General features: G+C 41.0%; 13 protein-coding genes. 6 read left to right on the top strand and 7 right to left on the bottom strand.

Annotated elements, in window-relative coordinates; genetic code table 11:
• Positions 1–129 precede the first annotated feature (129 nt).
• Positions 130–1,311: an MFS transporter gene (locus QZ574_RS04335; protein ID WP_297087157.1), complete on the top strand. Its 1,182-nt coding sequence runs from the start codon at positions 130–132 to the stop codon at positions 1,309–1,311.
• 329 nt (positions 1,312–1,640) lie between these two features.
• Here QZ574_RS04335 and QZ574_RS04340 read toward each other — a convergent pair whose 3' ends face one another.
• Positions 1,641–2,402 (bottom strand): DUF6261 family protein, encoded by a 762-nt coding sequence (locus QZ574_RS04340; protein ID WP_297087159.1) that lies wholly within the window; start codon positions 2,400–2,402, stop codon positions 1,641–1,643.
• A gap of 942 nt (positions 2,403–3,344) precedes the next feature.
• Here QZ574_RS04340 and QZ574_RS04345 point away from each other — a divergent pair.
• The 5 genes from QZ574_RS04345 (at position 3,345) to QZ574_RS04365 (ending at position 6,621) form a co-directional block, all read left to right on the top strand.
• Positions 3,345–3,920 (top strand): Crp/Fnr family transcriptional regulator, encoded by a 576-nt coding sequence (locus QZ574_RS04345; RefSeq protein WP_297087161.1) that lies wholly within the window; start codon positions 3,345–3,347, stop codon positions 3,918–3,920.
• 69 nt (positions 3,921–3,989) lie between these two features.
• Positions 3,990–4,562 carry an NAD(P)H-dependent oxidoreductase gene (locus QZ574_RS04350; protein ID WP_297087163.1) on the top strand — a complete coding sequence of 191 codons (573 nt, stop codon included), beginning with the start codon at positions 3,990–3,992 and terminating at the stop codon, positions 4,560–4,562.
• A gap of 194 nt (positions 4,563–4,756) precedes the next feature.
• A complete protein-coding gene (locus QZ574_RS04355) occupies positions 4,757–5,407 on the top strand; it encodes a porin family protein (RefSeq protein WP_297087165.1) in 651 nt (216 codons plus the stop codon).
• 636 nt (positions 5,408–6,043) lie between these two features.
• Positions 6,044–6,262, top strand: a complete 219-nt coding sequence (locus tag QZ574_RS04360; protein ID WP_297087167.1) for a DUF4177 domain-containing protein — start codon at positions 6,044–6,046, stop codon at positions 6,260–6,262.
• Positions 6,263–6,489: 227 nt separating this feature from the next.
• Positions 6,490–6,621 (top strand): hypothetical protein, encoded by a 132-nt coding sequence (locus QZ574_RS04365; RefSeq protein ID WP_297087169.1) that lies wholly within the window; start codon positions 6,490–6,492, stop codon positions 6,619–6,621.
• 91 nt (positions 6,622–6,712) lie between these two features.
• Here the strand turns inward: QZ574_RS04365 and QZ574_RS04370 are convergent, their stop codons facing one another.
• The 6 genes from QZ574_RS04370 to QZ574_RS04395 form a co-directional block, all read right to left on the bottom strand.
• The gene (locus tag QZ574_RS04370) at positions 6,713–7,417 is read right to left on the bottom strand and encodes a queuosine precursor transporter (protein WP_297087171.1); all 705 of its coding nucleotides are present in this window, start codon (positions 7,415–7,417) and stop codon (positions 6,713–6,715) included.
• Between the two features lie 109 nt (positions 7,418–7,526).
• Entirely contained in the window at positions 7,527–8,600 is a 1,074-nt protein-coding gene (locus QZ574_RS04375) for a family 10 glycosylhydrolase (RefSeq protein ID WP_297087173.1), read from the bottom strand.
• An 11-nt stretch (positions 8,601–8,611) separates the two neighbouring features.
• Entirely contained in the window at positions 8,612–9,721 is a 1,110-nt protein-coding gene (locus QZ574_RS04380; protein WP_297087175.1) for a carbohydrate-binding family 9-like protein, read from the bottom strand.
• Between the two features lie 95 nt (positions 9,722–9,816).
• Positions 9,817–10,290: a methylglyoxal synthase gene (locus QZ574_RS04385; protein WP_297087177.1), complete on the bottom strand. Its 474-nt coding sequence runs from the start codon at positions 10,288–10,290 to the stop codon at positions 9,817–9,819.
• 193 nt (positions 10,291–10,483) lie between these two features.
• Positions 10,484–11,866 carry a phosphoglucosamine mutase gene (glmM, locus tag QZ574_RS04390; RefSeq protein ID WP_297087179.1) on the bottom strand — a complete coding sequence of 461 codons (1,383 nt, stop codon included), beginning with the start codon at positions 11,864–11,866 and terminating at the stop codon, positions 10,484–10,486.
• Between the two features lie 81 nt (positions 11,867–11,947).
• A complete protein-coding gene (locus QZ574_RS04395) occupies positions 11,948–12,625 on the bottom strand; it encodes a hypothetical protein (RefSeq protein ID WP_297087181.1) in 678 nt (225 codons plus the stop codon).
• Position 12,626: the final 1 nt, after the last annotated feature.

A 12,626-nucleotide genomic window follows, 5' to 3' on the forward strand; every position in this document is an offset into this window, starting at 1 on the left:
TTCTAAATTGAATAAGGCTATAATCTGCAAGAAACCTGCTTCTCCATCTTATTCCTGAGCCTAAGTCAGGTCAATACTATCTCACCCTCATCATTTTTATTACTTTTAGTGGCAAGCAAACGAGTTCCTATGGTTGAAAAATCGGTATTCCACAATAAAAACCTCTACATTATATTTGGTGTTACCCTAATTGCCATGATGGGGGTGGCCAGTATTACCCCGGCTTTCCCCGATATCATTCGTTATTTTGCCATTAGCCCGCAACAAGTAGGGTGGTTAATTGTGGCTTTTACGCTTCCGGGTATTTTTCTTACGCCATTTACCGGAATTCTGGCCGATCGGTATGGCCGAAAACTGGTGTTGGTGCCCTCCTTGTTTTTGTTCGGATTGGCTGGTTTTGCCTGCATGTTTGCACCGGGCTTTTACACCTTGCTCGCCCTTCGGTTTTTGCAGGGGGTAGGAGCCAGTTCGCTTTCAAGTATGAATATTACGCTGGTGGGCGATTTGTTTTCAGGCAAAACCCGTACGGCAGTAATGGGCTATAATGCCAGTGTTTTAAGTATTGCCACTGCAACCTACCCGGCAATGGGCGGACTTATTGCCCTGTTTGGCTGGCAATATATTTTTGCTTTGCCCATTCTGGCTCTTCCTTTGGGTTTGTGGGTAATTCGGGGCTTAACGAACCCCGAGCCTAAAAACAAAGCAGGTTTGCGCAGCTACTTTGGCAAGGTGTGGCGCACCATTAATCAGCGCACTGTTTGGGGTTTGCTGGCGGTAAATTTTATCCTGTTTCTAATTTTGTATGGCAGCTATCTAACCTACTTCCCTTTAATGATGGAGACACGCCTGGGTGCCGACTCATCGCGCATTGGGCTAATGATGTCGCTAATGTCGGTGGTAACTGCCATTATTAGTTCGCAACTGTTGCGGCTTAACCGTTTGTTGGGGCAAAAAAGGCAATTGCTTATTGGCAGTGTTTTTTACCTGGCTGCTACTTTGCTAATGGTTAGGGCACATAGCTACCCCTTGCTGGCCTCTGCGGTTATTGTTTTTGGTTTCGCACATGGCATAACCATTCCGTCAATACAAAATATGCTGGTGGGTTTTGCTGCTATTAACGAACGTGCCGCTTTTATGTCGTTAAACTCAATGGTGCTGCGCGGCGGACAAACCTTTGGCCCCTTGCTGATTGGTGTTTTTTATACAATGGGTGGACTGGCAGCAACGTTTTATGCCGGTGCACTTTTGGCTTTACTAATGATGCTTGTAATTCTGGTAAGCGTACATCCTGCTGCAAAAACAGGCCATTAACACTAAAAGTAAAAGTTTTATAAGGCTGGCGGCCGGGCTTTCCGCTAAAGTTGCCACCGTGTTTGGCGCTTCCACCAAAGGCATTTGGGTAGCTCCCTAAGGTCGCTCCCAACTGCCGGGTGTCAGTAGGTCAAACACTGCGGCAAGCTACCGCTGCAATCCCTGCCAGGGCGCTCCTGTGTAACCGACGAATGAGCTTCCAAGGCTTCCATTTCTCTTACACAAAAACAAACACTGCGCTAAAGCCTGGTGCAAAATAAAAGCACCCAACCCGCAGGCCGGATGCTTCTGGTAACCTTTAAAACAAAATTTATAACTATTAATTATGGCTATACAGTTCCGGGTGTAGGTGTTGGAGGTTCTTCTTCATCCTCTCCGCTGTCTTTTCGGCCTTCGCGGGCAGCAAGTGTTGTCTCCAGCGTTTTAATTTTTTGATTCAGCTCAATAATAAAATTCTCAATTTCGGGAGTTTGCATATTTAAGCTAACCAAAGCATTTACGCGCTCAACCATAAGCTCATACAGCGGATCAATTTCAAGACGAACAACCTTGGCATTTCCGCTGTTTTTGTTGGCCAGTTCTGTGTCGCGTTCATTTTGTTTGGCTTTAAAAGCCAGGTTCAGTTCATTTAAGCGTGTTACCCAATTACCCAGACCACATGTGGCAACAAAACCGGCATTTTCACGCTGTGCTAAATCGCCACCTAAATTGGTAAGCGCTGCTGTTTGTTCGTTGTAGCTTACACGACGAATATCGCCATACAGATCGAATAAGCGCCTGAGGCGTTTAGCCGCTTCCACTTCTTCGGGTATGGTGCACAACAAGGTGGCATTAATACGCATATCGATGGCACGCCATGCATTGTCCCTGTCCAAATCAATGTTTTGTAGTTCTTCGGTTAATACGCTGCCTCTGTCCACCCGCAATTCTTCGTCGAGTTTGGTGAAGGCAGTGTCGAATGCTGCATATTCGGCTTCCGAATGTATGGCGGCCGGGGTAAGTGCTTCGAGCAAATTTTTAAAGTCGCTCATAAATTGAAAGTACTCTCCGTTGCGGAGTTTGTACAATAAAAGTGATAAAATTTTAATCATAGTTTTTCATTTGTGGATTAATAAATATGTTTTTAAAGGTTATTCAATTTTTGTTGAGGAAAGTGTTTTTGTTGTTTGAGCGTTTTTATTTTGTTCACTAAAATTAGAGCAAATGTTTATATGAGTCAATGTTGTTATTTATGTTACGCAGCATTTTACCTCCTTCCTGCAGCTCTGTAACAAGCCGGCAAATAGAATTTTTTCATTGCCGCAAGCGTGCGACAAGCCAGCCACACTATTTTTTTGTCTGTTGCAGTACTGTGACAGGCCAGCAACGAAGTTTTTTTGCTTCCTGCAGCTGTGCAACAAGCTCGCCAACAAAATTTTTTGCTTGTCGCAGCCGTGCAACACGCTCGCCAACAAGTTTTTTTGCTTTCCGCAGCGCCGCAACACGCGAGCAAACAAGTTTGCTGGCCAATTACACGGCTGCAGGAAGCCTATAATCAGCAAGTTACAATGGTGGTTAAAGGGGAGTGTTGTCGGAAACCCGCCTGCAACAAGCCTTAAGGGCTAAAGCCCGGTTCAGAGGGGCTTTGCTTAACCCCGCCATTAATGCCGGGGTTAGTGATGCTACTGCCAAAGCCGGGCTTTAGCCCCCGCTGTTCTCCGCTGCCGCGCGATTCTATCGCGTGGCTATACTATAGCTAATGACGAATTAAACCACGCGAAGGGATTCGCGCGGTAGCGGAGTATCTACTTATGTTAATAGTTTTTAGCACCAAACTGCCTTAAAACCTAAAAATTATAATTAGCTTTAATGCACCAGAAATTTAAACCGTAAATACGCGCCCTGAAATAACGCGAATAAACATGAATAATAGATTATATGTGTTTTCCATACCCATTGGGGTGGATAACAACAATAAAAAATAACGCTATAAGCGGGGTAACAACAATTAGGATATACACTAGTTGTGTGCCATATAAAGAAAGCTGAGTGACATGAAAGAAAATCTTAGAAAGATGCTCAAATCTGTTAATATTCTTACAGATTCAGAAATAGCAAATGGATTGAAAAATTTTGAACTAAAATCATTTGAAAAAGGAGATATTTTGATTGAGGCTGGAAAGGTTTGTGATTGGATGGCATTCGTAAACTCAGGTGTTTTGAGAAATTTTTATATTTCCAGTAAGGACGAAGAAGTAACTTATTGTTTATCTTTTCCAAACAAAGTAATATCTGCATTTTCTTCTTTCATGACACAAAAGGTAACCTTCGAAAACATTCATGCATTAACAAATGGGGAGCTACTAGTAATCAAACACAATCAGTATTATGAATTAATGAATTCGAGTGAAAACTGGCTTAAATTTTCAAGATTCGTTGCAGAACAATCATATATTGAAATGGAAAACCGATTACTTGCCTTACAAATGGAAACTGCAAAAAAGCGGTATGAAGATTTATTAAAGTTTAATCCGGACTATTTGCAAAAAGTTCCCCTAAAATACCTTGCATCTTACCTTGGTATAACTCAAAGACACCTTAGCCGATTGAGAAAGGAGATTTCCTTTTAGACATTTGTCCTTTCTAAATAATATGACTACCAATACTTTTGTAATTCAATTTTAAATAAAGTTTTGATTATGAAAACAACAATAGTATTCGCCCATCCATGGCACGGTAGCTTTAATAAAGCAATATTAGATTCAGTAATAAAAAAACTTGATGCCAAATCACAAGAATATCAGGTTATAGACTTAAATAAGGATAATTTTAACCCAGTGCTTCAAGAAAAAGACCTTGCGCTATACTCAAAAGGTAAAACTACTGACAAATTAGTTCTTAATTATCAGGAGATGCTAAAAGAAACATCAGAATTAATATTTATATTTCCTATTTGGTGGTACGACATTCCTGCAATATTAAAAGGTTTTGTTGATAAAGTAATGCTCAAGAACTTCTCGTATGTTGAGACAAAATATGGATTAAAAGGATTACTCACTCATATTAAAAAAACTACGGTAATAACTACTTCAGAATATCCAACTTGGTATCTGAAATTTTTATCGGGCAACCCAATAAAAGGTATCTTTATAAAGAAAACTCTGAAAGGCGTTGGAATTAAGAATGTAAAGTGGCTGAATAGCGATTATACCACATCAGGAAAAAAAGAGAAAAGAGTAAATTTCTTACGAAAAGTTGAAGCAGGGCTTTAGGAAATTATAATAGCTTTGATAATTAAATACGGCACACAACAATGTATATACAAAATAGGCGAAATAGTAGTAAATTCAACGGTTATAGCCCGCTTCAAAATTGTAACGGTTTGATAGGTTTGAAGCCCGCAATCGCCTACTTTGCATATACTCAACGTTACCGCCAATTTTGAAAAAACCGACACGATGATAAAATGACAGAAAAACTTAAATTAAAACTAACCATCATAGGACTACTATTCTTCTCTTGCATCAATTTGAATGCTCAAAATTTTGATTTAGGAATTGCGGCAGGATTTGACGTTGCAAGTTTACATGTTTCAAATTCTTCAGAGAACAACTTTATATACGAGATTTCACCAATTGCAACCTACAACATAAATGGATATTTAAGTTATAAGAATAAAAGTTTTTGGGGATTCTCCGTAGAACCAGGAGTTATTAGGAAAGGTTGGAATCAATCACTCAATTCAAATGACCCTGAAAACAAAATGAGATTGACTTATATTCAAATGCCTATATTATCTGACTTCCATGTATCAGACAGATTTTATATGTCAATTGGACCAGAAATCAGTTATTTAATAAATGCTAAAAATAAGTATGAGTCAAATACGCAAGATATTATAGAATTTCTTAATCAATTCGAATTATCGGGCGTAGCTGGGATTAATTATAAAATTAATGAAACATTTAGTACAAGTATTAGATACAGCCATGGATTAACTGAAATATCAAAGGACATTCTTTGGACATATTCGGAAACTGAGAATCCTGAAAAGTCGAAAGATTTTAACCAATATATTCAGATATTATTAAAAATGAGAATAAAAAACTGGCGGTAACAAAGTGCCATATTGCATAGCGGGGTTTGGTGGTGTGCGGGGCTGCGGCTCTCGCATCATCGTTCCGTCCTACCGGACAGGAACGAAGCCCCGAAATCCCTCCGCTGCCGCGCGATTCTATCGCGTGGCTAAACTATAGCTAATGACGAATTAAACCACGCGAAGGGATTCGCGCGGTAGCGGAGTATCTACTTATGTTAATAGTTTTTAGCACCAAACTGCCTTAAAACCTAAAAATTATAATTAGCTTTAATGCACCAGAAATTTAAACCGTAAATACGCGCCCTGAAATAACGCGAATAAACATGAATAATAGATTATATGTGTTTTCCATACCCATTGGGGTGGATAACAACAATAAAAAATAACGCTATAAGCGGGGTAACAACAATGAGGATATACACTAGTTACCTGCAAGCTTGAAGAACGACACAACATACATATAAATATGACACCCGAAGAATTTGTAAAGAATTTTTATTTAGAAAGAAAATTACTTGTCGACTTGGATTTAAGTACTGACTTTGCAACTGATGTTTAAAAAATAATTGACTATGGTTGTTTGGGGTGGAATTCAGATATAAAATCTTAGAGAGAAAGAATTGGAAGTATAATAAAAACTAAAGCTTAAATAATATGGAATGGAAATATAAAATTGTGTACATAAACGCAAAAAAACCAACGAGCACTGGACTACCCGATGAGATTAATGTAGAGTTTGACAGATATGGAGCTGAAGGCTGGGAACTTGTAAAAGTTGAACCCAAATTAGATGGTGGGTTTATGGCTTTTGGATTCGGATGGATTCATCAAACAGTTGGATACGTGGCATTCTTTAAAAAACCAAAGAATTAAAAGCCAGCAGGTAACAAAGTACATATTGCAGGGCGGGGTTCGGTGGTACGCTATCGGCGGATTCCCGCTTGATTTCTTTGTCCTGCCGGACACGAAATCGCACGCAATCCGCCCCGACAACATGTACCAACCGTCAAGCACAAGCTTGAAAAAGAAAACAACATCACATAAAAACATAACCAACGGTGAATTAAATCATCAAATGTTGTGTCTTTGAAATAAAAAATATGTATTTAAGATACTTAAGTGATTTAATAAAAAAACGAATTGGTTCAGGAAAAGCCATAATCGTAATTGGTCCAAGACAAGGGGGAGCTTACAATATTACTTCGGTATGCCTGATGGTATGGGATTACTGATTGAGCGATAACACGAAACAAAGTGATTCCATCTTTTTAAAAAGATGGAATCACTTTTGTTTCCCGGGCTTTTATTTGTTTAAAAGCGACTTTATTCCATCCAAAAACGGTTCTTTTTGTAAATCTTTTTTCCCCAATACACAAAAGGAGTATCGGCTGCGGCAACGGCCCATTTCAGGAAATAGGTGGTTAACAGAATTTCTACCAGTACCGGCATTGGGTACACTCCCCAAAAGGCAATGGCAACAAAAACAACACTGTCAATCAGCTGCGAAACCATGGTGCTAAGGTTGTTGCGTAACCAAATCTGGTTGTCTTTCGAAAAACGTTTACGCCAGAAGTGGTAGGCCCAAACATCGTGGCGCTGCGACAAGAGGTAGGCTGCCAGGCTGGCAACGGCAATACGTGGCATCAGGCTAAAAATAGTGCTGGTAGCTTCGTGTGTAACTCCGGCAAATTCGTCGCCTTCAAGCGGTAAAAACTGTAGCGCCAGATTCATTAACAGGGTCATTGAAATAAGGCTGAAAAAACCAATCCAAACGGCCTTTTTAGCTTCTTCCTTTCCGTAGTTCTCCGACAGGATATCGGTAACCAGAAACGATGTGGCATATACAATGTTACCCAAAGTAGCTACAAGCCCAAAAAGCTCAACGGTTTGAATTACCTGAATATTGGCAACTATAACTGAAATCGGGATCCACATGACAAGGCCCCATTTGCCAAACAGGCGGTAAGCTAAAATAATTAACAGGAAATTTGCCAGCAGCATAGCCAGCCAAAGAATTTCGTTTTGCATTTTTTTAATTTTTTAATTGCAGGGTGATGCCACCTGCATGGTTTATACTAAAATTTTGGCCTGCAAATGTAACGGAAAAAGCTGAAAATCAAAATCGGTACAAAAAATCTTAGCTTTTTGTACGTTTCAGCACCTCGAGGATGTTTTTTTCAATGCGACCAAACAAGGAAACTCCCGACGCTCCATTTTTTAGCGCCACGCGTATGCCCTGTTCCAGTTCCTCGTCCGATTTAAAATCGGGAAGATATAGGCCGGCATATATCGGAAATTTTCCGCATAAAAAGTGCAGGCCTTCCTCTACTGCATCGCCAATCCAGTTGACGCTTTCGCGGTAAAAACCATGGTAAATCATTGGGCAAACGGCATCAAGATTCCACTTGGTCCAGTCTTGCCGAACAATGCGGCGGGCAATTTCGGGTGTCGGAAAAACGGCAGCGGTAATGGGTTTGTTTTTGGCATGGGCAATTTCGGCCAGGTGGTTAACAATACTGTTTACCTGCTCGTAACGGTATTTGCGCCAGGCCGGACTTTGGTCGGGATGTTCCATTTCCAGCGGATCTTTACCCGTTTTCTTTTTGAAATTTTCGCGGCAGGTGTCGCAGTAGCAAAAATCGTATTCGGGCAATTCGCGGCTTTGGTCAATTCCGTAGGTTTCCCACAGGTTAACCGGAAGTATAACATCGCAGTAGCGCACATAGTCGAGGTGCAGGCCATCTACATAGTCTTTTTCAAGAATTTCGTTTGAAAGTTGCGCCAGGTAGTTTTTTACCTCGGGTTTTGATGGGCACAACCATCGGTAATAGCCAACGTATGGCGGATTGGTGGCGCACGATTTCCCATCGCGACTTATGGCATACCACTCCGGATGGCTTTCAAGCAGCGACTTTTCACCACGGTTCATGGTCCACATCCAGCGGTGTGTTTCCAATCCGGCTTTTTTGGCTATGCGGAAATGGCGCTCGCTATCGTGCTCGAAAAACATACCGCGAATACCGGCTTCGTAGTAGCTGCTGTATTTTTTCTGCAGGTCTTCGTCGCTTTCCTCGTGGTTCGGATTTTCCCAAACCCAGTGTTTTACCTCTCTGGCATCTTCTGATTGTTCTGTTTCGCTTGCACAGGCACTGGTTACCGTAAGTCCCATCCCGGCCAGCATTGTGGTTTTAATAAAGTCTCTTTTGTTCATGGTTAAATTGTTTATTTTCCCGAAAGTTCTTCGGTTAATCCATCCTGATTGATGCTGATGATCAGTCCTTCTCTGGTTGTTAGTTTTGCAGTCCAGGTTTTTTCAGAAGCCCTTAAATCAATAGTAAAGCTGGTGCTTTTTTCGTTTCCTCGTGCGGCAACATTCAGGGTAGCCAAATCGTTGCAAAATGTGTTGTTTTTTTGGTGGTAATCGCGTTGGGCATAATAAATATGCCAAAGCCGGCGAGTAAGCAATTCCTTTTCGGGTATCGGAAATCCTGAAATGCCGGCTTCTGTATTGCTGGCAGCAAATTGTATGAGCCCCCAGCGCTCGGGATAGTGCATATTAATTACACCCTGCGGACTCCAAACCCAGTTGTTTTCGGGAATTAATTTGCCGGTATCATCGGTTTTGCGCAGGTATTTGCCATCAATAATATCGGTTTGCCATTGTACCCGCGAAAAATTAATTTTCCAGCTATCGCCTGCTTCGGGTTGGGTATAAGTGCCATTGTAATTTAGTGCCGAAAACGGGATGACCATTTCAATACACCACTTTTTATCCTTGTCGTTGGGGTTATTCAGGCTGCCGTCAATGTAAATGGCACTTTTAAAGCCCCGGGCATTCCACTTAATATCGGGTTGCCCTCCGTTGCGATAGGGCTTTGGCAGAAAAAGGTCGAACAATGTATTTTGAGCATTTACCTCAAATTCGTAATAGTTGTGGGTGCTACCATCGGGGTCAATAAAAACTTCAAAATCATTTTCGTGGTACACAATCATGTCATTTTTACTGTAGTAGGCCCAAATATGTTCTTCTTCCAACTGGGCAAAAATGTAGAGGTTATCTTCATCCCAAAGCATTTTTACCTGTGTTTTATAGGCTGGTTCTGGTTTGTGGTTCCCTTCAATGTCAACAAATTCAGTAGTCCATGGTGCCTGGTTCCAGGCTTGCTCGTCAGCTACCCCGTCGATTAAAATATTACCCTGGCAATACGGGGCTGTATAGGTATTGGGCAAGCTAAATAAATGGGCGTAATTTCCCCATTGCGCATGCGCTGTTTGTTTAAAAACGCCGATTAAGAAAAGGGTAAAAAAGAATACACTTCTGATGCCTCGCATAATTTTATCCAGTATTAATGTCAGATTGTTCTGACAAAAATATTGAAAAAATTACCAAGAGAAGTAAATCTTTTTAAAAAAATTAAAAAAAGGATTTAGTTTAAGTCCACATCCCGTGAAATGTATTCGCCGTAATCTTTGATGAGAGGGTCATATTTTTCGTGAAACAGTTCAGATGTAACCATAAAATCGGCAGTTGACCGGTTTGATGCTGTTGGAATATTGTAGAGAACCGTAATTCTCAACAAGGCTTTTACATCCACATCATGAGGCTGCGGTTGCATAGGGTCCCAAAAGAAAATTAACATGTCAATATTGCCTTCGCAAATCATGGCCCCCAGCTGCTGGTCGCCACCAAGTGGTCCCGATTTTAAACGGGTAACGGTTGGTGGAACAGTGCCATGCTCCTGGCAGCTTTCGGCCAATGCTTCTTCTACCAGCTTGCCTGTAGTTCCGGTACAAATAAGGTTGTGTTGTGCCAGCTCTTTCCAGTTAAAGGCTACCCACTCCATTATGTCTTTTTTACGGTTATCGTGTGCTACAATAGCTATATTTTTTTTCTTCTTCATGATTCAAAGTTTGTTCCTAACCGGTTACCGATAAGGAATATTGTTTAGTTCAAATGTAGAGCCTTTTTAAATAGGAAGGTATAGTAACCGATTTTATCCATTACTTATTATCTAAATCTTAATTCCGGGTATAAAAAAACCGGTCTGTACAAAATGATGTACAACCGGTTTTCACTATTCATTGAGTGCCGGTTTATACCAGCGTTTCTATTTCTTTAATCATTTTTTTAGCCAGATTATCAGCTTGTTGATGTGATTTTGCTTCGGCGTAAATTCTAATGATTGGTTCGGTATTCGATTTGCGCAGGTGAACCCACGATTCCGCAAAATCAATTTTTACACCATCGCTTGTTGTAACCTCTTCGTGCGCATACTTCTCTTTCATTTTCAAAAGAATTCCATCCACATCAATTTCCGGAGTAAGTTCAATCTTATTTTTCGATATAAAATAATCGGGGTACGTTTTTCTTAATGCTGAACATGTAAGGCCTGATTTTGCCAAATGCGTAAGGAAAAGTGCGGCTCCAACCAGGGCATCGCGGCCACTGTGACTGGCGGGGTAAATAATTCCACCGTTTCCTTCGCCACCGATAACGGCATTTGTTTCGCGCATTTTTGCCACAACATTTACTTCGCCAACCATACCTGCAGCATAACTTTGCCCATGTTTTTCTGTTACATCGCGCAATGCCCGGCTCGATGAGAGATTAGACACCGTATTGCCCGGTGTGTGGCTTAACACATAGTCGGCAACGGCTACCAGTGTATATTCTTCGTTAAACATCGAGCCATCTTCGTTAATTATTGCCAGGCGATCTACATCCGGATCAACCACAAAGCCAACATCAACGTTACCATTTTTTATAATGGCTGAGGTTTCTACCAGGTTTTCAGGAAGCGGCTCCGGAGTGTGTGCAAAATGCCCGGTAGGCTCGCAGTTTATTTCAATAATCGTTTTAATTCCCAGTGCTTTAAATAATGCGGGCATTGCAATGCCGCCCACCGAGTTTACGGCATCAATGGCAACTGAAAAACTGGCTTTTTTAATGGCTTCTACATCCACCAAGTCAAGGTTTAATACGTGTTGAATATGAGTGTCGGTGTAGTCTTTTTCAACTACTGTTCCCAGGTCATCAACTTTGGCAAAGTTAAAGTCTTCAGCATCGGCAAGCTCCAGAATTTTTGCTCCTTCTTCGGCATTCAAAAATTCGCCTTTGGCATTCAGCAGTTTTAATGCATTCCATTGCTTGGGGTTGTGGCTTGCTGTGAGGATAATCCCGCCATCGGCTTTTTCTTCGGTAACGGCAATTTCGGTGGTTGGTGTACTTGCCAAGCCAATGTTTACCACCTTGCAACCCATTCCTGAAAGTGTTGATACAACTATAGATGCAACCATTTCGCCCGAAATGCGGGCATCGCGTCCAACAACTACAGTAATTTTTTCTTTGTTTGCATTTTGTTGTGCCCAGGTGGCATAAGCTGCGGTAAATTTAACAATGTCAAGCGGACTCAGGCCTTCGCCTGGTTTGCCTCCAATTGTGCCGCGTATTCCCGAAATTGATTTTATTAATGTCATAATCTGATGTTCAGTTTTGGTAAACAAAGATAGAAAGTAGAAGCAAAATAACAGGGGTGAATGGATAAGATTGTTGGTGGTTTAATCCAATTCTTTTAGCTCGCGGAGAGTAGATTTCAGTTTCTTGATATAATTCCCATATAGTTTTCGGAATCCCCAACGAAGCGAAAAGAAAATGGCACTTCCTATCAGTAAAACAATAACTACCGAAATAGCAACGGCCAAAATAAGTTTGCCGGTTTCAATATCTGCAAATTGCAGTCCTTGCAACTCGGCATTGTGGTTTAAACCTTCGTACATTCCCATGGTAAAAGCCGAGGCCATAGCCAGCAGCATAATCGCCAGAGCAAGATAAAATAGTCGTTGATAGATGGTTAGTGTCTCGATGATCTTTTTTAAGGTGCCTTTTAAATCGCAGGCTACATCGCAATGTTTTTTAACCCGGTAATATTTAATAACAAAGTACAGAAATGTAGTTACAATGAGTATGTTTCCTAAAAACGCCAAAAAAAGCACCCATTCAGGAATGGGCATTTCGCTGTAATATTTCTCGATGGTTTCCGGCGAGAAAAACAAATCATCAAGCATAAATAAAACAATCAGCCCCAGCAAAACGGCAAATCCAATTTTTATATTGCGGTCAATACGTTCAATAAGGCTTTTGGTGCGCTTGCCCAGCATGCTTCGTAACTGCTCCTCGTCCAGTTCTTTGCCAGGAGCCAGTTTATTCCATGTATTTTTCAGATCCTGTAAATCCATA

It is taken from the genome of uncultured Draconibacterium sp. (assembly GCF_913063105.1).
GTDB lineage: Bacteria > Bacteroidota > Bacteroidia > Bacteroidales > Prolixibacteraceae > Draconibacterium.